This window comes from Mangrovimonas sp. ST2L15 (genome assembly GCF_001280515.1).
GTDB lineage: Bacteria > Bacteroidota > Bacteroidia > Flavobacteriales > Flavobacteriaceae > Mangrovimonas > Mangrovimonas futianensis.
In genome coordinates, this window is sequence record NZ_LBIQ01000018.1 from 112,122 (window position 1) to 137,041 (window position 24,920).

Annotated in this window: 32 protein-coding genes; 7 read left to right on the top strand and 25 right to left on the bottom strand. The window is 34.1% G+C overall.

The genetic code is table 11. The features are described from left to right. Positions 1–240 precede the first annotated feature (240 nt). The 4 genes from ZA07_RS01520 to ZA07_RS01535 all read left to right on the top strand — a co-directional run bounded on the left by ZA07_RS01520 (position 241) and on the right by ZA07_RS01535 (position 3,391). Positions 241–1,110, top strand: a complete 870-nt coding sequence (locus ZA07_RS01520; RefSeq protein WP_053969967.1) for a hypothetical protein — start codon at positions 241–243, stop codon at positions 1,108–1,110. A gap of 75 nt (positions 1,111–1,185) precedes the next feature. Further along, positions 1,186–1,743 (top strand): hypothetical protein, encoded by a 558-nt coding sequence (locus ZA07_RS01525; protein WP_053969968.1) that lies wholly within the window; start codon positions 1,186–1,188, stop codon positions 1,741–1,743. 106 nt (positions 1,744–1,849) lie between these two features. Then, on the top strand, positions 1,850–2,140 hold the full coding sequence (locus ZA07_RS01530) for a DUF3817 domain-containing protein (protein WP_053969969.1): 291 nt from the start codon (positions 1,850–1,852) through the stop codon (positions 2,138–2,140). Positions 2,141–2,143: 3 nt separating this feature from the next. After that, on the top strand, positions 2,144–3,391 hold the full coding sequence (locus tag ZA07_RS01535) for a mechanosensitive ion channel family protein (RefSeq protein WP_053969970.1): 1,248 nt from the start codon (positions 2,144–2,146) through the stop codon (positions 3,389–3,391). A 52-nt stretch (positions 3,392–3,443) separates the two neighbouring features. Here the strand turns inward: ZA07_RS01535 and ZA07_RS01540 are convergent, their stop codons facing one another. From ZA07_RS01540 to ZA07_RS01555, 4 genes are all read right to left on the bottom strand, one after another. Continuing rightward, positions 3,444–4,148 (bottom strand): OmpA family protein, encoded by a 705-nt coding sequence (locus ZA07_RS01540; RefSeq protein WP_053969971.1) that lies wholly within the window; start codon positions 4,146–4,148, stop codon positions 3,444–3,446. Then, a complete protein-coding gene (locus ZA07_RS01545; RefSeq protein WP_053969972.1) occupies positions 4,148–4,630 on the bottom strand; it encodes a lipocalin family protein in 483 nt (160 codons plus the stop codon). Before ZA07_RS01545 ends, ZA07_RS01540 begins: the two co-directional genes overlap by 1 nt. A gap of 99 nt (positions 4,631–4,729) precedes the next feature. Beyond that, a complete protein-coding gene (locus ZA07_RS01550) occupies positions 4,730–5,116 on the bottom strand; it encodes an acyl-CoA thioesterase (RefSeq protein ID WP_053969973.1) in 387 nt (128 codons plus the stop codon). Positions 5,117–5,118: 2 nt separating this feature from the next. Beyond that, a complete protein-coding gene (locus tag ZA07_RS01555; protein WP_053970010.1) occupies positions 5,119–6,006 on the bottom strand; it encodes a DUF72 domain-containing protein in 888 nt (295 codons plus the stop codon). A gap of 143 nt (positions 6,007–6,149) precedes the next feature. Here ZA07_RS01555 and ZA07_RS01560 point away from each other — a divergent pair, with 143 nt between their 5' ends. Both ZA07_RS01560 and ZA07_RS01565 read left to right on the top strand, forming a co-directional pair. Beyond that, the gene (locus ZA07_RS01560; protein WP_053969974.1) at positions 6,150–6,554 is read left to right on the top strand and encodes a hypothetical protein; all 405 of its coding nucleotides are present in this window, start codon (positions 6,150–6,152) and stop codon (positions 6,552–6,554) included. A gap of 3 nt (positions 6,555–6,557) precedes the next feature. After that, the gene (locus tag ZA07_RS01565; protein WP_053969975.1) at positions 6,558–7,004 is read left to right on the top strand and encodes a hypothetical protein; all 447 of its coding nucleotides are present in this window, start codon (positions 6,558–6,560) and stop codon (positions 7,002–7,004) included. On the opposite strand, the gene ZA07_RS01570 is transcribed toward ZA07_RS01565, so the two are convergent. From ZA07_RS01570 to ZA07_RS01585, 5 genes are all read right to left on the bottom strand, one after another. Next, complete coding sequence (locus tag ZA07_RS01570) at positions 6,997–7,674, bottom strand: DUF2461 domain-containing protein (protein WP_053969976.1); 678 nt, start codon at positions 7,672–7,674, stop codon at positions 6,997–6,999. The genes ZA07_RS01565 and ZA07_RS01570 overlap by 8 nt on opposite strands. Positions 7,675–7,754: 80 nt before the next feature. Next, positions 7,755–8,312 (bottom strand): hypothetical protein, encoded by a 558-nt coding sequence (locus ZA07_RS01575; protein ID WP_157492019.1) that lies wholly within the window; start codon positions 8,310–8,312, stop codon positions 7,755–7,757. 52 nt (positions 8,313–8,364) lie between these two features. Then, on the bottom strand, positions 8,365–8,529 hold the full coding sequence (locus ZA07_RS16115) for a hypothetical protein (protein ID WP_197276684.1): 165 nt from the start codon (positions 8,527–8,529) through the stop codon (positions 8,365–8,367). A gap of 64 nt (positions 8,530–8,593) precedes the next feature. Then, positions 8,594–8,755, bottom strand: a complete 162-nt coding sequence (locus ZA07_RS15835; RefSeq protein WP_082316484.1) for a DUF1328 domain-containing protein — start codon at positions 8,753–8,755, stop codon at positions 8,594–8,596. A gap of 175 nt (positions 8,756–8,930) precedes the next feature. Continuing rightward, on the bottom strand, positions 8,931–9,713 hold the full coding sequence (locus ZA07_RS01585) for a pseudouridine synthase (protein WP_053969979.1): 783 nt from the start codon (positions 9,711–9,713) through the stop codon (positions 8,931–8,933). A 100-nt stretch (positions 9,714–9,813) separates the two neighbouring features. Here ZA07_RS01585 and ZA07_RS01590 point away from each other — a divergent pair, with 100 nt between their 5' ends. After that, positions 9,814–10,251, top strand: coding sequence for a hypothetical protein (locus ZA07_RS01590; protein ID WP_053969980.1), 438 nt, complete (start codon positions 9,814–9,816; stop codon positions 10,249–10,251). Positions 10,252–10,290: 39 nt separating this feature from the next. Here the strand turns inward: ZA07_RS01590 and hisIE are convergent, their stop codons facing one another. The 16 genes from hisIE to lpxA form a co-directional block, all read right to left on the bottom strand. Beyond that, positions 10,291–10,887 (bottom strand): bifunctional phosphoribosyl-AMP cyclohydrolase/phosphoribosyl-ATP diphosphatase HisIE, encoded by a 597-nt coding sequence (gene hisIE, locus ZA07_RS01595; RefSeq protein ID WP_053969981.1) that lies wholly within the window; start codon positions 10,885–10,887, stop codon positions 10,291–10,293. Next, positions 10,887–11,642 (bottom strand): imidazole glycerol phosphate synthase subunit HisF, encoded by a 756-nt coding sequence (gene hisF / locus ZA07_RS01600; RefSeq protein ID WP_053969982.1) that lies wholly within the window; start codon positions 11,640–11,642, stop codon positions 10,887–10,889. The genes hisIE and hisF overlap by 1 nt, the downstream gene beginning before the upstream one ends. Further along, a complete protein-coding gene (gene hisA / locus ZA07_RS01605; protein WP_053969983.1) occupies positions 11,642–12,376 on the bottom strand; it encodes a 1-(5-phosphoribosyl)-5-[(5-phosphoribosylamino)methylideneamino]imidazole-4-carboxamide isomerase in 735 nt (244 codons plus the stop codon). Before hisA ends, hisF begins: the two co-directional genes overlap by 1 nt. Positions 12,377–12,378: 2 nt before the next feature. Beyond that, on the bottom strand, positions 12,379–12,960 hold the full coding sequence (gene hisH, locus ZA07_RS01610; protein WP_053969984.1) for an imidazole glycerol phosphate synthase subunit HisH: 582 nt from the start codon (positions 12,958–12,960) through the stop codon (positions 12,379–12,381). Next, positions 12,960–14,096 (bottom strand): bifunctional histidinol-phosphatase/imidazoleglycerol-phosphate dehydratase HisB, encoded by a 1,137-nt coding sequence (gene hisB, locus ZA07_RS01615; protein ID WP_053969985.1) that lies wholly within the window; start codon positions 14,094–14,096, stop codon positions 12,960–12,962. Before hisB ends, hisH begins: the two co-directional genes overlap by 1 nt. After that, positions 14,093–15,142, bottom strand: coding sequence for a histidinol-phosphate transaminase (hisC, locus tag ZA07_RS01620; RefSeq protein WP_053969986.1), 1,050 nt, complete (start codon positions 15,140–15,142; stop codon positions 14,093–14,095). Before hisC ends, hisB begins: the two co-directional genes overlap by 4 nt. Then, positions 15,139–16,434, bottom strand: a complete 1,296-nt coding sequence (gene hisD, locus ZA07_RS01625) for a histidinol dehydrogenase (protein WP_053969987.1) — start codon at positions 16,432–16,434, stop codon at positions 15,139–15,141. The genes hisC and hisD overlap by 4 nt, the downstream gene beginning before the upstream one ends. After that, entirely contained in the window at positions 16,435–17,292 is an 858-nt protein-coding gene (hisG, locus tag ZA07_RS01630; protein WP_053969988.1) for an ATP phosphoribosyltransferase, read from the bottom strand. A 267-nt stretch (positions 17,293–17,559) separates the two neighbouring features. Beyond that, complete coding sequence (locus ZA07_RS01635; protein WP_053969989.1) at positions 17,560–18,375, bottom strand: prohibitin family protein; 816 nt, start codon at positions 18,373–18,375, stop codon at positions 17,560–17,562. A gap of 10 nt (positions 18,376–18,385) precedes the next feature. After that, positions 18,386–20,419, bottom strand: a complete 2,034-nt coding sequence (locus ZA07_RS01640) for a hypothetical protein (protein WP_053969990.1) — start codon at positions 20,417–20,419, stop codon at positions 18,386–18,388. Positions 20,420–20,422: 3 nt separating this feature from the next. Further along, a complete protein-coding gene (gene fabG / locus ZA07_RS01645; RefSeq protein ID WP_053969991.1) occupies positions 20,423–21,169 on the bottom strand; it encodes a 3-oxoacyl-[acyl-carrier-protein] reductase in 747 nt (248 codons plus the stop codon). Between the two features lie 104 nt (positions 21,170–21,273). Continuing rightward, on the bottom strand, positions 21,274–22,146 hold the full coding sequence (gene sucD, locus ZA07_RS01650) for a succinate--CoA ligase subunit alpha (protein ID WP_053969992.1): 873 nt from the start codon (positions 22,144–22,146) through the stop codon (positions 21,274–21,276). Positions 22,147–22,213: 67 nt separating this feature from the next. After that, positions 22,214–22,621 carry a nuclear transport factor 2 family protein gene (locus tag ZA07_RS01655; protein ID WP_053969993.1) on the bottom strand — a complete coding sequence of 136 codons (408 nt, stop codon included), beginning with the start codon at positions 22,619–22,621 and terminating at the stop codon, positions 22,214–22,216. Position 22,622: 1 nt separating this feature from the next. Continuing rightward, entirely contained in the window at positions 22,623–23,558 is a 936-nt protein-coding gene (locus ZA07_RS01660; protein WP_053969994.1) for a UDP-3-O-(3-hydroxymyristoyl)glucosamine N-acyltransferase, read from the bottom strand. Beyond that, positions 23,559–24,125, bottom strand: a complete 567-nt coding sequence (efp, locus tag ZA07_RS01665; protein ID WP_053969995.1) for an elongation factor P — start codon at positions 24,123–24,125, stop codon at positions 23,559–23,561. A 6-nt stretch (positions 24,126–24,131) separates the two neighbouring features. Continuing rightward, the gene (gene lpxA / locus ZA07_RS01670; protein WP_053969996.1) at positions 24,132–24,917 is read right to left on the bottom strand and encodes an acyl-ACP--UDP-N-acetylglucosamine O-acyltransferase; all 786 of its coding nucleotides are present in this window, start codon (positions 24,915–24,917) and stop codon (positions 24,132–24,134) included. Positions 24,918–24,920 lie beyond the last annotated feature (3 nt).

A 24,920-nucleotide genomic window follows, 5' to 3' on the forward strand; every position in this document is an offset into this window, starting at 1 on the left:
TCAAAAAATAGTTATTCCAATTGAAGTCTTCTTAAAGAAAATGCAGAATATTAACAAATATCTAATTTTTTAATATTCTTCAAAGTGAAAAATATGTAACTTTATAAATATCAAAATTATACCCCTCCAAACTACCTCTATTAGATTTTGAAATAAATTTATTTACCACGTAGCAACCAAGCTTATGTAACGAAATAAAATCAAGCAAATTCTTATAAATTTTAATCAATTGAAATTATCATGAAAAAGCAACTTTTAATTTTACCGCTTTTGCTATTTGTTTTCATAGCAAACTACCAATTATCTGCTCAAGAAACAGCCTCAGATTTACAAAGTTTAATCGATATGAGAGCGAGCAACCTTGACTATCAAATGAGAAATCATGGTTATGAATTTATAAAAACTGAAAAGTCTGGATATAATGCCTACCAAAATTGGTGGAGTTCGAGAAAAGAAAAATGTGTAACAGTTAGAGTTTCTGATGGTAGAATTAAATCTATTGTTAATTCACCCGACTTTGATTGTAATAAATCCAATAGAAATTATTCCAATAATCACCGAAATAATGGCAATTCCTTCTACTATGATAACAATGAAAAAACAAATTACAATTATAGTAGATATGTCAATAATTCAGCTACTTCTGCTTATGGTAAGTTAGAAGATGATGGTTTTCATGAAATAAAAACGCACCAAGAAGATGGTTACACCTATAAGCTGTGGTATAAAAACAGGACTAATGAATGCCTTAAAACGGTTAGCTATGACTATAAATTAACCAAAGTTTTATATTCTCATCATTGTGATGAAAATAACAGAGGTTATTCAAATAATAGAGGATACTCAAATAGAAACCGAGGAAATTTTTATGATTCCTATGATCATGAAGATACGCACACTAATTACACATCTTATATTAATAAAGGAGCCACAACAGCATATCGTAGACTAGAAGATGACGGATTTAAAGAAATTAAAATTTTCCAAAAGGACGGCTATACTTATAAGTTGTGGTATAAAAACAGAACCAGAGAATGCATTAAAACGGTTAGTTACGATTATAAATTGACAAAGATTTTGTTCTCTCATCATTGCGATGAAAACAGATAAAATAATAACCTATATATCAGTTATTTAATTAAAAATATATTAATTTAGAAAGATTCAATTTCAAATAATAATATCATGAAAAAAACAAGCTTATTAATTCTTTTTGTCTTTACAGTTTTTCTTTCATTTTCTCAAGAAACCGCCTATGACCTTAAAGATTTGGTTGACATGAGAGCTAGCTCTCTTGATAACGAAATGGGAAATCGTGGTTACGATTGGATAAAAACTGAAAAATCTGGGTATAATTCCTATCAAAATTGGTGGAATAATCGGAAAAACAAATGTGTCTCGGTGAGAATAAGTGATGGTAGAGTAAAATCTATTGTTAATGCTCCTAATTTTGATTGTAATAAATCTAGAGGGAATAGCTCAAACAATAGAGGTGAATTCCACCACTCTAATGATAATGAAAGAAATAACGACAATTATCAGACTTACGTGAATGGTCCCGCCACCTCTGTTTACAGAAAGCTTCAAGACGATAATTTTAAAGAGGTTAAAGTTTTCCAAAAGGATGGTTACACCTATAAACTTTGGTATAAGTATCGAACCAAAGAATGTCTAAAAACGGTTAGTTATGATTATAAATTAACTAAAATACTATTTTCCCATCATTGTGATGAGAACCTATAAATCTTCTTAACGAAAACATAAAAAAGCAACCACGTGGTTGCTTTTTTCATTAGTTAGAAATCCTATCAGCCTAAAAGGTTATATTTTTGCAGCACAAATTATTATTATGAAAATACAGAGTCTTACAATTTTTAGAATTTTAGCCTTCCTAGAGGGTATCTCCTATATTTTATTACTTTTTGTAGCTGTTCCAATTAAATATTGGCATGGTGATGAACAGTATGTCAAGTTATTGGGAATGCCTCATGGACTTCTTTTTATAGGATACATTGCTTTAGCCATTTTAATTAGTAAAGAGCGGAACTGGAATACTAAGGAAACTGGAATTGTGCTTTTAGGATCTATTATTCCATTGGGTACCTTTTTTGTAGATGCCAAGTATCTCAAAAATTCCTAACAAATGAATAATTTGACTCATTTCTTTTATGACTTATTTATTGAACGGGGCCTGAGCGAAACCAGTGCTACTTTATTGAATATGCTCTCCCTTTTGATTTTATTGGTTATTTTAATTTTTACGACTGATTTTATCACTAGGAAGATTTTGGTTCAGGCATTCAGTAAATTTGCAGATCGTACTACAACTCAATTTGATAACCTCTTAATAAAACACAAAGCTCCTAGAAACTTAGCACATTTAGTGCCTTTGCTTTTAACCATCGAGCTATTTCCTATTGTATTCAATGACTATCCATCCGTAGAGCAGCCTATTGAAACTTTATTGAAAATTTACGGTGTTTTATTATTTATTTGGATTTTAAGGAGCATCCTTAAAACCCTCGAATCCTATTTCAAAACCATTCCTTCCTTAAAGGATAAACCTATTGACAGCTATGTGCAAGTAGGCATGCTAGGTGTTTGGATTGTAGGTATTGCCTTTTGTTTTGTTATCATTACAGATATTACTCTTATTCAATTTTTCACTACTCTAGGTGCTGCTTCAGCAGTATTACTTTTAATTTTCAAGGATACTATCTTAGGATTTGTAGCCAGCATCAATGTGGCTGTAAACGATACTGTAAGAATTGGCGACTGGATTACCATGGAAAAATATGGTGCAGATGGAGACGTTATTGAAATCAATTTAAATACCATCCAAGTTCAAAATTTTGATAAAACAATAACTAATATTCCAACAGGGTCACTAATGACCGATGCATTTACCAACTGGCGTGGAATGTCTGACTCTGGAGGAAGACGAATTAAACGAGCCATCATTATTAAAGCGACTTCCATTAAATACTTAGCCCAGGAAGAAATTGATGATTTAAGGAAAATTCAATTGATATCAGATTATGTTTCCCAAAGACAAGAAGACATCAATCATTACAATAGAGAAAAGAACATAGATAAATCGGTTTTAATAAATGGTCGCAATTTGACCAATTTTGGAGTTTTTAGAAAATATATTCAAAATTACATAGAAGGTCATTCGGCTATAAATAAGGACATGACCATCATGACCAGACAATTGGCTCCAACTCCACAGGGAATACCTTTGGAGATCTATGCTTTTAGCTCTGATAAGCGTTGGGAAAATTACGAATACATTATGGCTGATATTTTCGATCATCTCTTGGCTGCTGTTCCTTATTTCAAACTAGAAATATTTGAACTTCAAAATTTCGATCCAAACGTAATTAAATAAAAAAAAGAGCAGATAACTGCTCTTTTTTTTATTTCTATAATTTAGGATACTCCTAATTCCCACTTTCTTTTTTAGCATCTTCCACCATTTTTTCATTTGGTAAAATTGCTAGATTCACACGTCTGTTTTTAGATCTTCCCTCAGAAGTTCCATTGTCATACATGGGCTGGGTTTCACCAAACCAGTTAGTGGTAAATCTTGAACTACTTAAACCTTGACTTACAAAATAATCGCGAACAGAGTTAGCACGATTTTTAGACAAAGTCATGTTATAAGAGGCATCACCAGTGCTATCTGTGTGTCCTACTACAAGTACATTAGTATCTGGATACTCTTTCAATACATTAGATAACTTATCAAGAGTCACTTGAGAAGCAGAGTTAATATTATATTTATTGGTATCAAAATAAACACCACTATTTTCATCAAATGTTACTACAATTCCATTATCCACTCTTTCTACTTGAGCCCCTGGTATTTCCTCTTCAATTCTTTGGGCTTGTTTGTCCATTTTATTACCAATAAGAACTCCTGCTCCACCTCCAATGACACCACCAATAACAGCCCCTAGTTCACCGTTACCTCCTTTACCGGCATTGTTACCAATTATAGCACCAATAATGGCACCACTAGCAGCACCTATGGCAGCACCTTTTTGCTTATTATTTGCGTTTTGAACAGATTCACAATTGGTCATGGTAAACATTACCGAAACGGCTATTACCATTGTTGTTATTTGTTTTAAATAAGTTTTCATTAGTCGCTTGTTTTAGTAAAGTTCATAAATATTGTAAAAGGTTTTCCATCATCCAATGTCACGGTTTGTTGCCATTGCATATTTGATTCAGACAATTGAGCTAACTTAAGTCTAAATCCTTGATTGGTTTCAGATTTATGTTTTGCATTGGTAGGCTTTAACATAAAATCATACAAACCTGTATCCTTATCAATAGTTTGAATACTAAAGACAAAGTTGCGTACAGATGAGTCACAATCCATACCGCTTAACGTATAATTCCCCGTATTGTTATTAGGGATAAAACGCCATGTACTACCTTCAAAACATGCTTGTTCGGCATCATTTAAAAGGTTGACATTAAATTCTCCTGATTCGCTATAGGTAATGGAATTTAAACTCCAGTATCCTTTCATGACTTTTTTGGAAACTCCTGCTGTTTTGGTAGAACCGCAAGAGAAAATGGTAGCCACAACCATGAATAATAGAAGTGATTTTTTCATAGTGTTAATGGTTATTAATTATTGATTAATCTACCCTAAATTTACGAATTATACTACATTCAAAGATGTTAAGCTCTTCCAAAAAATTCTTAAACCTTGTTAAGACAATCGGTTTTTCACAAACTCTACTTCAGTCTTTCCATGTGGTTTCGGTTTGCCATCATTACCTAAATTTACCATAACAATATTGTCAACCGTTAAAATAGTTTCTCTAGTCATTTTATTTCTGGCTTCACATCTTAAACTTAAAGAGGATTTTCCAAATTTAATGACCTCGATTCCAAGTTCTATAATATCTCCTTGTCTGGCAGAACTCATAAAATTGATTTCAGACATATATTTGGTAACTACCCTAGAATTTTCTAACTGAATTATTGTATACAAAGCTACTTCTTCATCAATCCAAGCTAGTAGTTGCCCCCCAAACAGGGTTTCATTGGGATTAAGGTCTTCTGGTTTCACCCATTTTCTGGTGTGGAATCTCATAATTATAATAATTTTTGTTGATCTGAATCATTTGGAATTTTTAAATTGGCATTCAACTCATGATTCAACTTTTTAATAAAATAAGTGGACAATAAAGGAGATTCTTTTTCAATATTTTGATGAACAAAGAAATCAATTTCCTTAATGCCTTGTTCTTTCCATTCTTTTAAGCGTGCAATCCAATCATCAAGACGACTATAGTCACTCGGGTGGTTAGCACCAACATATCTAATGAATGCCTTGGGATTTGTTAATCGCATATGCATTAAATCCCTCCTACCTGCAGTATCTACGATGATATTTGTTACATCATTTTTCTCCAACAAATCATAAACTTGATTGGCAACAGCTTCATCATTATACCAATCGGTATGTCTAAATTCCACGGCAAGGGGAATTTCTTTAGGCCATGATTCTACAAAACCAATTACCCTATCAAAATCCTTAGGTGAAAAGTTATTGTGCATTTGTAAAAAGACCGTTCCTAGTTTTTCCTTGAGTTGTATAGCACTGTATAAATAATCATTAACCACAGTCTTTACCTCATTTAACCGTTTCCAATGACTTATTTCCTGATTAATTTTAGGAAAGAACCTAAATTGGTCTGGGACTTTTTCATACCAAGTCGTAAACTGCTCAGGAGAAAAAATTCTATAAAAAGTAGCATTCAGCTCAATGGAATTGAACTGACGCGAATAATAAGACAGCTCATCCTTGGTGCCTCTGGGATAAAATCCCTTTAAATCTGCCCTATTCCATTTGGCGCAGCCCACATAATATTCCGGTTCATTGTCATCCTTGACCAAATTAAGCACTCTGCTCGTATCTATATGATCTGGAGGTAATGTAAAGTCAATGTTTTCTGGGTTATCTACACTTCCAAATTTCATATAAAATCTTTTATTCAAAGGTACTTCATAATAATGGCTTTCAAAATGTAAACTCCCAAATGTTGATAAAAATGTTAACATCAAAATATTAGCCCAACATAATCACCTAACAATATGATTAAATTTAATCAAAACTTACAGCCATGAGAAACCGAAGTACTGACTTACTACAGTGTCGTCCTCAAATTCCTTCAGCCGTATTTACTGAAACCATGAGCAGCGACGAACGATTTCAAAATGCCACTTTAAGACCCATTATTAAACTTCAAAATGACCTTTTTGTTGAAGTTTTTAAAAATTATGTCCACAAGCACAAAAATGTATTTTATAGTTTAACAGTGCCAAAACAAATGGAGTATATAGAAAATGCCATTCAGAAGGACATTAAGTTTAGAAACTCTTTAAAAGGTATGGTCATTGGTCATTTCACCGTTGAAGAATATCAATTTTACATTACTAATTCCTCTGCTTTAAATAAAAGGATGATGAATATTGTCAAGGATCGCTTAATAGATAACCTACAGATTTTACAGCCACTCTGTGCCTAATTAATGAATACAAAATTTGAGTTGCTACAGGTTTGTATAGACCATGTACAAAAGCGTATTGAAAGTTATAAAAGCGAAATAGCTCTAATCAAAGAATCCATTGAATCCAATGATAAAAGTTCTGATGAGGAAGATGACTCTGGAAACAGTAAGCTTTTTGAAGATTTAGAGAAAAATTCTCAATATTTAAATGATGCCCAAAAAACAATGGGCATTATTAAAAGTATCAACCCAAATATTAGGCATGAAACATGTGTACTGGGAAGCTTAATAAAAACGCAAGAAAACTCTTTTTTTATATCTGCTAGTATCGGAAAGATTGACCTTGATTTAGGCTCCTATTATGCCATTTCTTTACAATCGCCTATTGGGCAATTGATGAAAAATAAAAAAGCTGGAGATCATATAGAATTTAATGGTAAAACTTTTTCAATTTTAGATATTAAATAATGGATTCACCATTTAAATTGGTGGTCAAGACATCACTCATATAATCAAAGTAAGGTCTAATCAATTGAAATGATTTGTCTACATCATCCAGGAAATTTTCTGAAAGAACCTCTTTATCTGTATATTTTTTGATGAAAATATATTGTTTTTTCCTAATGAGATCTATGTTGGGATGGTCTTTTTCAAAATCTCTTGGAGCTGTTTTTAATTCGTCTCCTTGTAAGTCACCCCAAACCGATTTGAATTTAGGGTCTGCCATTAAATCCCTCATTTCTGAAGCATCCATTTCAAACTCTCTTCTAATCCTATTCAAATCATCTTTATTAGGTTCCCAGAATCCCGTTGCAATAAAGGATTCATTATTTGGAGATAGATGTAAATAATACCCACCTCTTAACTCAGGTTTTTTTCTATGAAAAGAACCTCCAAAATGGGTTTTATAGGGTTCTTTATTTTTTGAAAATCTAACATCCCTATAAATTCTAAAAATTTTAAGATTATCTACATCGTCATGCATTTTCAATTTCGACAATAAAACCTCATAAAATGCCTTAACCTCTTTTTGCACCAGTTGAAATTCCTTTTTATGGTCATTAAACCAATCACGATTATTGTTATTCTTTAACTGGTTCAAGAAAGTAAATACATCTGAAGATAATTGTGTCGCCATTCATTTTTAATTTAATTAAAAGTACAAAAAAAAAGTCCCAAATGAATGGGACTTTTCTTGATGGTTATTTATTAAAGGAATTATTGGATGTCTTTAACAGCAACAAATTCCTGTTTGACTAATTTATTTTTGTTTTCATCGAAGTATTCTACGGTAAAGTTACCTTGACTGTTAAAATAGCCAATTCCTGAATACTTATCAGATCTAAAAAAGTAATGGTTTTTGGTGCTTGACTGAATCGCGTTACCAAAATTTACATCACTATCATTTTTAACAGCGACCACCTTGAAACCAGTATCACATCTGTCAAAGTCATACATAGTACCATCGCAAACATATTGTGCAGTTTGCAACTTAGAATCATAAAAGACATCATGATCGCTATCAACTTCCACAGTTTTGGTTACTTTTTTCGGTGAAGCTACAATGGATTGATTGACCTTATTCTTGTCATCTTCATCCAATTTGATTTCCTGCTCCTCTTTGGTCGTTACTTTGATCTTTTTTTCAGTAACTTCTCTACCATTATCAATTTTAATGGTTTTTACGGTTGTTTCCTCAGAAACATTTTTTGGCTTTTCTTGAGCCAACAGAACTCCTGAAAATAGGAAACAAGCAGTATATATTATCGATTTCATTTTAAGAATTTTAAGGTTAAACAATTAGAAGAATTAAGTTGCGTGCTGTTTATTAATCTACAGCATCTTCAACTTCATCGGCTGCATCCTCCAATCCATCACCTACATCATCAGCAGCTTCTTCAATTTTATCTCCAGCATCCTTTTCTTCTCTACAACCTACAAAGGCAGTAGATACGGTAAACATCAGCATTAACATATAAATTAAACGTTTCATAATTTTTAAGGTTTTAGGGTTAATTAAAATATTGTTTGAATAAGTTTTTAAGAATGAGATATGATTATCTTTTAACCAAACCTCTAACAAGTGATATAACTAGTAGAACTAGAAATACAAAGAAAATAATTTTGGCAATCCCGGCAGCTGCTCCCGCAACGCCTCCAAATCCTAAGATTGCAGCAATAACAGCAATAACTAATAAAGCAATAGTCCAACGTAACATAATAAATTGTTTTAAGGTTAATAATAATGAATCGTAAAAAAGATTCTTATTCAAGATACGTTGCTAATGAGTGACTTATACTCTACATTAACAGTATTTAACTTACATTTTTTTTCTTTAACAAAAATTATGTTAAGATTTAATCTGTTGTTCTTAAAAGTTTTAAGAAGGAGGTTTATTGGAATTCGATCTTATTTAAAATCAAACCTGAAGCTGGTGCAATGTAATTACTTATAGAAAATTCAGATGTGTCTAAACTACACTCAATATCTTCCAAGCTAAGTTCATTTTTTCCCAATCTAATAAGGGCACCCATCATTAATCTAATTTGATTTCTGCCAAATCCTTGCCCAACCACACGAAGCATATAGGACTTCTCTGGAAAAAAATTGGCTGTATACAAATCATTTTCAACAAGTTCGCAGGTATCGATCGTTCTATCATACAACCCCTGATCTGTGGCTCGATAGCAATAATTCTTGAAGTTATGCTGTCCTTCAAACAACTTGGCTCCGATCTTCATTATATCGATATTCAACTCGTCCAAAATAGTTGTTAGGATTGGAGCGCAAAATGGATGGCATTTTTGCCCATGAGTAAACAAATAGACATATTCCTTTAATTTAGAATTTTGGATGATGTTAAAACTTTCATCTACTTCCTGGATATTTAAAGCCCTTATATCTTGAGGTAAATTGTAATTAAACCAATTTAAAAATTGATCCAAATCATCGATGGGTTCATAAACGAAAAGTTCAAAAGCAGTTTCATTAGCTGACACCATAGCATCCGTTCTACCAGCCACCAAAGTTTTAAATGTTTTCCCCTCCAACACATATTTAAAGGTTCTATCTATCATTAAATGAAGGGTTTTTAGGTTGGGTTGTTTTTGCCATCCATGGAATCTGTATCCTAAATATTGACATTTAATGAGGTAATAGAAACGCTTTTGAAACACTTATTTTTTGATTTAATCGATTAAAAAGTTATCTGTTTTTCTAAGTAAAATTATTTTTATAACTTCATTCTAATCTGCTAATCTAACTATTAAAAATACAATGACAGACAATTTAACAATCAAACCACCAAAATGGTATTGGGCCGTAAGTATCATTGCCTTCATTTGGAATCTAATGGGAGTTATTGCCTATTTGGGGCAAGTATACATGACCGAAGAAGATTTAAGAGCTCTACCTGAAGCTGAAAGAAGTCTTTATATAGATGTTCCAGCTTGGGTAACGGGCGCCTTTGCTTTAGCCGTATTTGGTGGTGCATTTGGTTGTCTTGGACTTATTCTAAAGAAGCAATGGTCTAAACCACTATTAATTTTATCATTAATAGCCGTTATCGCTCAAATGTCTTACAATCTCTTTATGAGCAGAGCCAGTGAGGTTTATGGACCTGGAGGAATGATTATGCCGATTATGGTAATTATTTTGAGTGCTCTTTTGGTTTGGTTTGCTTACTATGCTACTAAAAACCACTGGATTTCCTAAAACAATCATATAACTTCTTAAAAAAGGCATTAGTTGTTTCTAATGCCTTTTTTTAAGTATATCAACAACATCTACTAAACTAAATCCTTTAGCTTTAAGAAGCATGAGATAGTGAAAAAGTAAATCGGCACTTTCGTTTAAAAATAAATCGTCGTTGTCATCTTTAGCTTCAATAACCATTTCTACAGCCTCCTCTCCTACTTTTTGTGCTATTTTATTCATGCCCTTTGAAAAAAGGGATGCCACATAAGATTCTTTGGGACCAAAATTTTTCACTCGATCATCAATAACCTCCTCCAAATCACTTAAAAATCCAAAATATGGTGTGTTTTCCTCAGCCCAACAAGTATCTGTCCCCTTGTGGCAGGTAGGCCCCGAAGGTTTTGCTTGAATCAAAATTGCATCTTGATCACAATCTATTTTGACATCTTGCATTAAAAGAACATTTCCACTTTCTTCTCCTTTGGTCCAAAGTCTTTGTTTCGATCTACTATAAAAGGTTACTAATTTGGTGCTCATGGTTTTTTGATACGAATCTTCATTCATGTATCCGAGCATCAGTACTTTCTTGGTTTCCGCATCCTGAATGATTGCCGGCACCAAACCATTTTCATTTTTACTAAAATCGATAGTCATTACAAACGTACTTCTATATTATTTCTCTTAATTTCTTTTTTCAAATCTATTATTTCAATTTCCCCAAAATGAAATACACTAGCAGCCAAAGCTGCATCAGCTTTTCCTTTATCAAATGCATCAACAAAATGTTGCGTGGTTCCCGCACCACCTGAAGCGATAATGGGAATATTGACATATTGGGATAACTTTGCCAAAGCTTCATTTGCAAAGCCATTCTTGGTTCCATCATGATTCATAGAAGTAAATAAAATTTCACCTGCACCTCGTTCCTCAACCTCTTTAGCCCAAGAAAACAAACCAATTTCTGTTGGAATACTGCCTCCAGCTAAATGCACTTTCCATTCACCATTAATTTCTTTAGCATCGATAGCCACAACGACACATTGATTTCCAAATTTGGCTGAAAGTTCGTTGATTAAATCGGGTCTTTTAACAGCTGCTGAATTTACAGAAACCTTATCTGCTCCGTTTTTTAATAAAATATCCACATCTTCTACTGAGGATATACCACCTCCAACAGTGAAAGGAATATTAACTTGTTCGGCTACTTTAAGAACCATCTCTCTGGTTGTTTTCCTGCCTTCCAAAGTTGCTGAAATATCCAAAAACACCAATTCATCCGCGCCTTTATCGGCGTATTTCTTTGCCAACTTTACAGGATCACCAGCATCTCTTAAATTCACAAAATTAACCCCCTTAACCGTTCTTCCATTTTTTATATCCAAGCACGGTATTATTCGTTTTGTAAGCATTAAATCAACTTTTCTAGATCTCTTAATGAAATTTTGTTCTCATATAATGCCTTCCCTATGATGACACCTTCACATCCTAGCTCCTTTAGTTTAACAACATCATCTAAATTTGACACCCCACCAGAGGCAATCAACTTGACTGATTGATCTGAGCTGGAATTGGAGCATTCATGGATAATTTTGGAATACAGCTCATTGGATGGTCCTTCAAGCATTCCATCTTTTGAAATATCGGTACAAATGACATACTGCACGCCTTTTTTTTGATAGGCTTTGATAAAGGTGATTAAATCCAAATCACTTTGTTCTTGCCACCCATTTACAGCAATCTTCTCATCTTTTGCATCGGCACCAAGAATTATTTTTTTACCTCCATATTTATTCAGCCACTTTTCAAAAACCTTAGGATTTTTAACCGCAATACTACCTCCTGTGACTTGTTTAGCTCCCGAATTAAAGGCGATATATAAATCTTCATCTGACTTCAATCCACCTCCAAAATCGATCTTTAAAGACGTTTTGGTAGCAATTTGCTCCAATACTTTATAGTTGACAATTTCATGAGCTTTCGCCCCGTCCAAATCAACTAAATGCAAATATTCAATGCCTGCATTTTCAAACTGTTTGGCCACTTCCAGCGGATTTTCATTATATACTTTTTTGGTGTCAAAATCGCCTCTTGTGAGTCTGACACACTTGCCGTCGATAATATCTATTGCTGGTATAATTCGCATTTTTAAAGTTTTAAAAAATTATTCAAAATTTGAGCCCCCACTTCGCCACTTTTCTCTGGATGAAATTGGACTCCATAAAAATTATGATAGTTTAGAGCGGAAGCATAAACCAATCCATAATCGGTTTTGGCAATCGCTTGTGATCCCAACTCGGCATAATAACTATGCACTAAATATAAATAGGACCTATCTGGAACCTCTTTAAACAAATCTGATTGAAGATCTGTAATAACATTCCAGCCCATATGGGGTACTTTAACGGAATGGTCAAACCGTTTGACATTTGTATCAAAAATACCTAATCCTTCGGTATCTCCTTCTTCTGTGTAATTACATAATAATTGCATTCCCAAGCAAATACCTAAAACCGGTTGTTTTAACTCAGGAATCAATTGATCTAATCCACTTTTTATAAGCATCTTCATGGCACTACCTGCCTCTCCCACTCCCGGAAAAATGACCTTATCAGCATTTATAATATCCTTTTCATCATGAGTTAAAATGGCATTGACACCCAATCTATTAAAAGCAAATTGAATGCTTTTAATATTCCCGGCCCCATAATCTATTATCGCTAATTTCATTAAAGAACCCCTTTTGTAGATGGCAAAATCATTTTATCCACATCTCTTTTAATAGCCATTTTTATGGCCTTGGCGAAAGCCTTAAAAATGGCTTCAATTTTGTGGTGTTCATTGCTCCCTTCTGCCTTAATATTCAAGTTACACCTGGCACCATCTGTAAAAGATTTGAAGAAATGATAGAACATTTCTGTAGGCATTTTTCCAATCATCTCCCGTTTAAAATCAGCTTCCCAAACCAACCAATTTCTACCTCCAAAATCTATGGATACCTGAGCTAAACAATCATCCATGGGCAAACAGAAACCATAACGCTCCAAACCTAATTTATCTCCTAATGCTTTATGAAAAACTTTACCTAATGCTATGGCTGTATCCTCAATAGTATGGTGTTCATCTACTTCAAGATCTCCCTCTACATTTATCCTTAAATCCAATTGCCCATGCCTAGAAATTTGGTCAAGCATATGGTCAAAAAATGCCAAACCAGTCGAAATCTCACTTTGTCCCGTTCCATCCAAATTTAAATCAATCGCTATTTGGGTTTCCTTGGTGTTTCTAACTATGGAAGCAGAACGGTCAGCTAATTTCAAAAACTTATAAATCGCCTCCCAATCATCCGTTTCTAGAGCAATAAAATCATTTAATTTTTGTCTGTCTACCGTTACTTCATCTTCACCCAGATAACTTTCGTTATTAATAAAAATGCCCTTAGATCCAATGTTTTTGGCCAATTCCACGTCTGTTAATCGATCTCCAATAACAAAAGAGTTTTCAAGATCATATGCCTCAGAAAAATATTTGGTCAACAAGCCGGTATTAGGCTTTCTGGTTGGGGCATTATCCTTTGCAAAAGTGCGATCAATGAATTGCTCTTTGAATACAACACCCTCCGAAGCAAATGTTTCAAGAATCAAGTTATGAACCGGCCAAAAAGTTTCCTCGGGATAGACTTCTGTTCCCAAACCATCCTGATTGGTAACCATCACCAGTTCGTAATCCAGTTCTTTGGCAATTCTTCCTAAATATTGAAACACTTTTGGATAAAACACCAACTTTTCAAAAGCATCAATTTGCTCATCTTCGGGCTCTTTTATCAAGGTTCCATCACGATCTATAAATAATACTTTCTGGCTCATATTATACTTTTTAATGCTAGGATTAAATTAGTGTTTTCTTCTGTTGTTCCTACGGTAATTCTCAAACAATTCTCACATAAGACTTGATTTGAACGGTTTCTAACAACGATTCCATTTCGAATAAGCTGATTATACCTTTTTGTTGCCTCATCTACCTTGACCAAAATAAAATTGGCATCAGAGGGATATATCTCAGAAATATAAGCGATGCTTCTTAATTCTCTTTCCAAAACATTTCTTTCTGTTATGATTTGTTGTACTTGGGTTTTAAATACTTCTGTGTTATTCAATTGCTCCAACGCCTTTTGCTGCGTTAATTCATTTATATTATATGGAGGCTTTATTTTATTTAAGGTAGAAATAATAAATTCTGAGGCATAACAAATACCCAACCGAATCCCTGCCAACCCATAGGCTTTAGACAAAGTTTGGGTTATTACCAAATTTGGAAACTCCTGTAATCTATTAAGCCAACTGCATTGAGAAGAGAAATCTATATAAGCTTCATCAATTACTACAAGTCCTTTAAACTGTTTCAATAAGCTTTCTATATCTCGTGAATTTAAACTGTTTCCTGACGGATTATTGGGTGAACATATAAACAATATTTTGGTGTCTTCAGAAATTGAAATTAATATGTCCTCTACCCTTAATTGAAATTCTTCGGATAAATTAACGGCTTTCAATTTCACATTATTGACTTCTGCCAAAACTTGATACATCCCATAAGTTGGGGGTAGAATCAATATTTCATCTTGATTGGGTTCACAAAATGCTCGAATTAAAAGATCTAAAACTTCATCACTTCCGTTTCCCAATAATATATTGGCAATCGAAACCCCTTTAAGTTCTGATAATCTTTCCTTTAATTTAGTTTGTTGGGGGTCTGGATATCTGTTCAATCCATTAGAAAATGGATTCTCATTCGCATCTAAAAAAATAAGATCCTTGTTGAACTCTTTAAACTCATCCCTGGCAGAGGAATACGGTTTTAATGCCATCACCGATGGCCTTACCAAATTTTTGATCTCATTAATAGTCATCATGGCTTATCCGTTTTTAAATCCTTCAATCGAATGGAAACTGCATTTTTATGAGCCGACAAACCTTCTGCTTCAGCCATTAATTCTATGGTTTCACCAATATTAAGAAGTCCGGCTTCTGTAATCCTTTGAAATGTGATGCTTTTTGTAAAACTATCCAAATTGACACCTGAATAGGACTTACTAAAACCATTGGTAGGTAATGTATGATTCGTCCCAGAGGCATAATCACCAGCACTTTCAGGAGTGTAATTTCCTATAAATACTGAACCAGCATTCCTAATTCCATTAACGAAATAATCCGCATTTTCCGAACAGATAATAAAGTGCTCCGGACCATATTCATTAATTAAATCCAAAGCCTGATCATTACTTTCCAATACTATAAGCCTTGAATTATTAATGGCAGCTTGGGCAATAGATTTTCTTGGAAGTTCTTCTAGCTGAATTCCTATTTCCTGCTCCACTTCTTTTAATAACTTCAAAGAAGGTGTGACCAAAATCACTTGACTGTCTCCCCCATGTTCAGCCTGACTCAATAAATCTGAAGCCACATAACTTGCTATAGCAAATTCATCAGCATAAACCAAAAGCTCACTAGGACCCGCTGGCATATCAATGGCTACATTAAATTTTGTTGCCAACTGTTTGGCAACAGTGACGAACTGATTTCCCGGTCCAAAAATCTTATAGACCTGAGGAATTGTTTCAGTACCAAAGGTGAGGCCTGCTATCGCTTGAATACCCCCAACTTTAATGATTTTAGTCACGCCACATAACTGAGCCGTAAATAAGATTTCATCTGCTAATTTACCTTCTTTATTAGGAGGTGAACACAATACAATTTCTTGGCATCCTGCAATTTTAGCTGGAACAACCAACATTAATACCGTAGAGAATAATGGCGCACTACCACCAGGTATGTATAATCCTATTTTTTCAATAGGGCGTTTTTCTTGCCAACAGGTAATACCTTTTGTCGTTTCTACTTCTACTTTACCTGTTTTTTGTGCGGCATGAAACCGTTCAATGTTATTCTTGGCAATTTCAATGGCATCCTTCAAGTTTTGAGGCACCCTAGAAATTGCTTCCTCCAATTCTTGTTGACTTACCACATAATCAGAAAGATTAACCCCATCAAATATGGAAGTATACTTTAAAACAGCTGTGTCACCATGTCGTTTGATATCCTCAAAAATCTCTATGACCGTCTTTTCAATGTCTTCAACCTTTTGGGTAGGACGCTTTAAAATTTCTTCCCAGCCTTCTCTTTTTGGATTTACTATCGTTTTCATTTACAATACCATATTTTCTATTGGACATACTAAAATTCCTTCGGCACCATTGAGTTTAAGCTCATCTATTACTTCCCAAAATTCATTTTTATTGATAACCGAGTGTAAAGAACTCCAACCTTCCTTAGCTAAAGGCATAATGGTAGGACTATTCATTCCCGGTAAAATTCTAATAATATCATCTATCTTGTCATTAGGCGCATTCAAGAGAACATATTTATTCTGCCTACCTTTTAAAACGGATTGGATACGGAATTGCAAACGCTGTAAAATAGTTTGTTCTACCTCGCCAATCTTTGGAGAAACAGCCAATACCGCTTCCGATTTTAAAAGTACTTCTACCTCCTTTAAGTTGTTTTTAAACAAGGTACTGCCACTGGAAACAATATCAACAATAGCATCAGCTAAACCTATATTAGGGGCAATTTCTACAGAACCATTAATGATATGTAATTCTGCATTTACGCCATTCTCTTTCAAAAATTCCTTAACCGTATTTGGATAAGAAGTAGCAATTCGTTTTCCGTTTAAATCAGAGAGCGTATTATAACTTTTAGATTTTGGAATGGCCACAGATACTTTACATTTTGAAAACCCTAATTTTTCAACTGTCTTTATTTCTCTTCCCTTTTCAAAAAGAACATTTTCCCCTATTATAGCGGCATCCACTACTCCATCATTGAGATATTGGGGGATGTCTCCATTTCGTAAATAAAATACTTCGAGAGGGAAATTGGCTGCAGATGCCTTTAACTGATCTTTACCGTTATCTATTGAAATTCCAACATCTCTCAGAATTTTCATGGAATCCTCATTAAGTCTTCCAGATTTTTGAACAGCGATTTTTAGTTTCTTCATTACTTAATTTTTTTAAGTTGAGTAAACCGAAGGATTTAGAAATAAAAAAACCCGTTTGATTTACTCAAACGGGTTTTAAATATCTTGATTTTATTCAATACATTTTCAGCTCGCCTGAGTGCAAGTATGAAAATGATGATGATGTAATTGAATAAAATTCATGTTTCGTTTTGTATATGCAAATTTTCAAAATAAAAATCCATATATCCAAATGTTTGGATAACAATTATAAATTTTTATTAAGTTTTAAATCTGATAATACCTTTTTTATTGATCCCCTAAAATTATTGGCATCCCTGAATCTCCAGATCCTATAACAACTACTTTGCTATTATTAGATTCCGATAGTTTTACTGTGGCTTCAATACCTTTATCTTGAAGTATTTTATCTGTTAAAGAAGCACTTAAGATACGGTTAGCATCTGCCTTTCCTTGAGCCTCAATAATCTGTCTTTCAGCTTCTTTTTCAGCAGTAACTAATCTAAATTCGTATTCTAGGGATTCTTGTTCTTGTCTAAGTTTGCGCTCTATTGCGTCTTTAATGGTAGGTGGCAAAGTTACATCTCTAATTAACACATTGTTTAATTGAATATATTGCCTTTCTACTATTTTTTTTGTTTCCTCAAAAATTTCTTCTTGAATGGCGTCTCGCTTAGTAGAATATAATTGCTCAGGAGTATAACGTCCCACCACGCTTCTCGCTGCACTTCTAATGGCTGGCTGCAAAACTCTGCTTAAATAGTTTTCACCTTTCTCATTATGTAATTTTCCTAAATTCTTTACATCTGGCTCATATAATACAGAGGCATCTAACTTTATATCTAATCCGTTAGATGACAAAACCGACATTTTTTCTGGAATTTCCTGTTGGCGAGTTTCATAGTCGATAACTCTATTCCATGGAGCTATTATATGAAAGCCCGGTCCAAGCGGAGCTTTATCCGAATCTACTCCATCTCCTAAAGTTTCATATAATACAGCAGCATGACCAGCATCAATAGTGACTGTAGATTTTGCTAGGATAATGATTAAAAAAATAAGTGCTGCAATGGCAGGAACTGCCACTTTTGGTAATCTCTCCATGATAAAAAATTTAAATTAGTCCGTTATATTTTCTGATAAACCACTCAGCACCAAGTAGTAACACAACCAATGCCAAAAGGTATTTCCAGTCTATTAAAGGTACAACAATTCTATTGTTTTTCAAGAGAGGTTTGTAGCGATTATCTTCTAATAAATCATTAATGATCTGATCATAATCATCAAAAAAAAAGCTTTTACCTTGACTTTGGGAAGCCACTTGATTTAACTTGGTAATTTCGGCATTCAAGAATTGTTGTTCCACATTGTAATCTAAAATTTTAAAGCTTCCGGAGGTGGAAATATTTTCATCCACTGCCTTGACCGTAAAACTATAATCGGATGGTGGCAAATTGCTTAAATCAACTTCAAAAAAGTTATTTTTCAATACCAATGGATAGGTAGTTACCTGTTCACTATTTTCATCCTTTATAACAACTTCTAATGGCTCCCTTTGATCAAACTCATAGTTCTTATTGAAGTATTGGGCCTTTAAAGAAATGTTATTATTACCCTCATAAAAAGATTCGTAATCAACTGTTAATCTACTCTGCTTTTTGGTTGACGCCAAATACTGAATCAACTTACCTAAAAATGTATCAAATTCTGAAAACGATTTGGAATTCAGATACGTTTGGGCTCTCCATTTCCAGATTCCTTCTCCCAATAATAAGGCATACCGATTTTGATTTCTTTCAAATGTGGCCAGCAAAGGTTTTTCTGTTGAAACACTTCCTATTCTTTGAAATAACAAAGGATTTGCTGCTATTTGATAATCTACCTCTCCAAACGTTGATTGCAAAGGCGGAAAAGATTCAAAATCAATTTCTTCTATCAAAAAGTTAGAATAACCTAGATTCAGGTAAGCTAGATAATCCTCTTTTTGATTGGTAACCGTTTGCTTAAAACCTAGATCCAAAGAATTCAAAAAGTTCCAATCGGTATGAGTGCCTGTGATATAAAATACATTTCTGGAAAAATCATTGAATGATTCAAATACCCTTTTAAAGGTGGTATTAGGTTGATAAGCAATGACTAATTGATAATTATCAATATTCTCTAAAAAAGCTCCTGGTGTTAAAATTGTAGCTTCCCGTTGTTCGTTGCTCTCAATGGCCTTTTTTAAAGCACCTAGATCGGGATGCCTAATAGCACTAACCAAAGCCACATTGGTCTTTTGGTCAATGACTTCAACTGCAAAATTTTTAGTGTTATTAACCGTATTCTTTTCATGCTCCAAAGGAATGATTTCGGCATGATAGGTAAACACTCCAACTTGATTAGCCGATAAATAAAAATTTAATACTTCAGAATTATCATCAGGAGAAAAAGTGACATTTTTTGAGAAAACCGTTGTATTCCCGACAGTTACTTTAAACGTTGAACTAACAGTTTCTTCGCCATTATAAACCAGTATGGCCTCTACTGGGAATCGATTCTTCAGAAATGCATACTTATTGACATTCAATTTTTGAATTTTCAAATCACTATACACTGTAGAATCTCCAAGAATTATCGGATAAACCGATTGTCCATATTTTTCAGAAGTAAAAGAATAATCTCCACCATAGGTTTGATTTCCATCAGTGACTAATATCGTTGGCGCATTTTCCTGTCTGTAAATCTGAGTTAAATCTGAAAATACCCGATCTAAATTCGTTTGTTTTCCTTTAAAATCAAGAGTATCAAGTTCCGTTAAATCTTCACTAAACGCATACCAATCAAAATGAAACCTTTCCTTTAATTCATCATTGTTATCTATACTTTCAATCAATCTCTTAACTTGGTTATCATGTTCAAGATAAGCGACAGAATTGGAATTATCTACAGCAACAACCAAAGTCGGTTTTTCTTCATAAGAAACCACCTTCTCAAACCTTGGATTAACCAATAACAAGCACAGCAAAAAAACGGACAGGAATCTTATTCCTATCAAGATCCAATTTATGGTGCCTTGGTTCTTTCTTTGGTATTTATACTGAAAAAGCGCTAATAAAAGCGCTATGATTCCAGATAATATGATATAAAATATGGTTTCTAAAGACATAAATTATGTTAACATTCCACCATCAACATTAATGGTTTGCCCTGTTACATAAGCACTTAAGTCACTGGCTAAGAACACACAAGCATTTGCAACATCTTCAGGAGTTCCGCCACGTTTTAATGGAATAGAATCCCTCCAACCTTGAACTGTTTTCTCATCTAATTTACCAGTCATTTCAGTTTCGATAAATCCTGGTGCAATCACGTTACTTCTAATATTTCTACTTCCTAATTCTAACGCTACCGATTTTGAAAAACCTATGATTCCAGCTTTGGAAGCAGCATAATTAGTTTGTCCAGCATTTCCTTTTACTCCAACTACAGAACTCATATTGATAATAGAGCCTTTTCTTTGTTTAAGCATGGTTCTTTGAACAGCCTTAGTCATATTAAAGACTGACTTCAAATTAACTTCAATCACCTTGTCAAAATCTTCCTCGCTAATGCGCATCAATAAATTATCTTTGGTAATTCCAGCATTATTAACCAATATATCCACTGAACCAAACTCAGCAACGACATCATCTACCAATTTCTGAGCTTCATTAAAATCGGCGGCATTACTTTGATATCCCTTAACTTTTACTCCGTAAGTTTCCAAGTCCTTTTCCAATTGTTGAGCTGCCCCCACAGAAGAACTAAAAGTAAATGCTACATTGGCTCCATGTTGAGCAAAGGTCTCTGCAATTCCTTTACCGATTCCTCTACTTCCACCAGTGATAATTGCTGTTTTTCCTTCTAATAATTTCATTTGATTTTAAAAAAATAGTTGTTGTTCAAATATACTAATAACAAATTGACGAAATAAAAAAAACCTCACAATATTGCGAGGTTTTCAATACTATTTAAAAAGAATTACCCGACTACTTCGGCTACTTTTTTACCGATTTCAGCAGGAGAATCCACTACGTGAATTCCACATTCTCTCATAATTTTCTTTTTTGCTTGGGCCGTATCATCGCTTCCACCAACTATAGCGCCAGCATGTCCCATGGTTCTTCCAGCAGGAGCAGTTTCACCAGCTATAAAACCAACGATAGGTTTTTTACTTCCGCTTTCTTTATACCATTTGGCAGCATCAGCTTCCAATTGACCACCAATCTCACCAATCATAACCACAGCTTCCGTTTCAGGATCATTGACCAATAATTCCACAGCCTCTTTGGTAGTAGTACCGATAATTGGATCTCCTCCAATTCCAATAGCCGTTGTGATTCCTAAACCTTGTTTCACTACTTGGTCTGCCGCTTCATAAGTAAGGGTCCCTGATTTTGAAACAATACCAACTTTTCCTTTCTTGAAAACAAAACCTGGCATAATACCAACTTTTGCCTCTTCTGGAGTAATAACACCAGGACAGTTAGGGCCTATTAAACGGCAATCTTTATCTTTAATATAATCAGCAGCTTTAATCATATCTGCCACTGGAATACCTTCTGTAATGGTAATGATTACCTTGATTCCTGCATCGGCAGCTTCCATAATAGCATCAGCAGCAAATGCTGGCGGAACAAAGATAATAGTTGTGTCTGCCCCTACTTGATCAACAGCTTCTTTAACGGTATTAAATACAGGTTTATCCAAATGCTTTTGACCTCCTTTTCCTGGAGTAACACCACCAACTACGTTGGTACCGTAATCAATCATTTGACCAGCGTGAAAGGTACCTTCACTACCAGTAAATCCTTGAACTATTATTTTTGAATCTTTATTAACTAAAACGCTCATTTATGATAGATTTATATTTTTTTTCGAAAACAAATTTAAATTAATACTTAATTAAATTAAAGGTTTTTTACACTTTTATTTGGGAAAAGGAATTAGCCGCCAAAGCATCATCATCTGCCAACTGACTAATCTCGAAACCTTTGAACAACTTTCCATCTTTTAGTTCCCAAATACTAATGTAATGTGCCAAAGCAGTCTCTTCATCATCATTCTCAACTGTTGTCACGTAAACGGTGTAACGGGTAGTTACATAATTATCTTCTTGTAAAACGTGACTGATTTCTGTTCTCAATTCTGGAAAAGCAGCATTTAAACGCTTTATAAAATCAAAAATACCTTGATGATCTAATGAATGGAATCCTTTGCTACTATTCCAATGAAGTAAGCAATCTGGATGAAAAAAGTCATTGAAATGTGCCAGAATGTATATAAAATCAGTTTTATAATAATTCTTGACAAATTCCTTTGAACTCATTCTATTGATTCTTTAGTTTATTGATGATATTAGGGATTTCCTTGACATAGGCCATTTCTTTAAGCTTCTGTCTGGCTTCTTCAGCAGGATACCCAAAATAGGTTTTATGACCTTCCAAAGATTTACTAACCCCTGACTGCGCTAAGATGACCGCTTTTTCTCCAATGGTAATACCACTGGTACTTCCTACCTGCCCCCAAATGGTGACTTCATCTTCAATCACTACACAACCAGCAATTCCTACTTGGGACGCTAAAAGACATTTTTTACCTAAAACGGTATCATGACCAATTTGAATTTGATTGTCCAGCTTAGAACCTTTGCCTATGGTTGTATCTCCTGTCACACCTCTGTCAATAGTACAGCAAGCACCAATATGAACATCATCCTCAATAATCACACGCCCTCCAGATAGCAATTGATCAAATCCTTCTGGTCTATTTTTGTAGTAAAAAGCACTAGCTCCTAAAATAGTTCCGGCGTGAATTATCACATTATCTCCAATTACAGTGTCATCATAGATGACTACATTGGGATGAATAATACAATTATCACCGATAGTTACATTGTTTCCAATAAAGCAGTTAGGCTGAATGACCGTTTTGTTTCCAATTTTGGCAGTTTCTGAAATGGAACTGGAAGAAGGAACAAACGGTTTGAAATGATTGGTTAATTTATTAAAATCCCGAAATGGGTCATCACTAATCAATAAAGCTTTACCTACCGGACAAGCTACCTCTTTATTAATTAAAACGATAGTTGCCGCTGATTGTAAAGCTTTATCATAGTATTTTGGATGGTCTACAAAAACGATATCCCCTGGTTCAACCACATGAATTTCATTCATTCCTAATACAGGAAATGACTCATCTCCAATAAAATCACACCCAATTAAAGATGCGATTTCCTTTAACTGATATGTTTTAGGAAATTTCAATTATTCCTTGATTCGTTCTTTATACGTCCCTTTTTCAGTTTCAATTTTGATTTTATCCCCTTCGTTTATGAATAAAGGTACCATCACTTCAGCTCCTGTTTCAACGGTAGCTGGTTTAGTTGCATTGGTAGCTGTATTTCCCTTAACTCCTGGTTCAGTTTGAGTAACCTCCAAAATAACACTTGCCGGCATCTCTACTGATAGAGGCAAATTATCTTCTGTGTTGATAAGAACAGTTACAACTTCACCTTCCTTCATTAAATCTGCACGATCTAAAGCTGCTTCCAACAATCTAATTTGTGTATAATCTTCAGTATTCATGAAATGGTAAAACTCCCCATCATTATACAAAAATTGAAACTTATGTGTTTCTACTCTTACATCTTCAATTTTATGTCCCGCTGAAAAGGTATTATCTATCACTTTTCCAGTAGTAACACTTTTCAATTTAGTCCTTACAAAGGCTGGACCTTTACCTGGTTTTACATGTAAAAATTCTACAATTTTATAAATGTCATGATTAAAACGAATGCATAGTCCGTTTCTAATATCTGATGTACTTGCCATATAATTTTAACTTGATTTTACGTATCCTTTCATGATTCCGCGATGAGAATTCTTTATAAATTGTAAGATTTCATCACGCTCTGGAGTTGCCTCCATTTCAGCTTCAATAATATCAAAAGCCTGAGTATTGTTATAATTTTTTTGATACAGAATTCTATAAATATCCTGAATTTCTCTGATTTTTTCTGTAGAGAATCCCCTTCTTCTAAGTCCTACTGAATTTATACCTACATAGGATAAAGGTTCACGTGCAGCTTTAACAAAAGGAGGCACATCTTTTCTTACTAAGGATCCACCTGTTACGAAGGCATGATTTCCGATAGAGCAGAATTGATGTACAGCAGTCATACCTGCAAGTACCACATAATCACCTACGGTGATATGACCTGCAAGGGTACTATTATTAGAAAATATACAATTGTTTCCCACGATACAATCATGTGCTATATGGCAATAAGCCATAATTAAACAATTGTCACCAACAACCGTTTTCATTTTATCTGTGGTTCCTCTGTTGATGGTTACACACTCTCTAATGGTCACATTATCACCGATAATTGTTAGTGTATCTTCATCATCATATTTAAGATCTTGAGGAACAGCTGATATCACAGCACCTGGAAAAATGTTACAATTTTTTCCAATTCTCGCTCCTTCCATGATGGTTACGTTACTACCAATCCAAGTTCCTTCACCAATCACTACGTTGTTATGTATGGTAGTAAATGGGTCAATTACCACATTTTTGGCTATTTTGGCACCCGGATGGACATATGCTAAAGGTTGATTCATTTC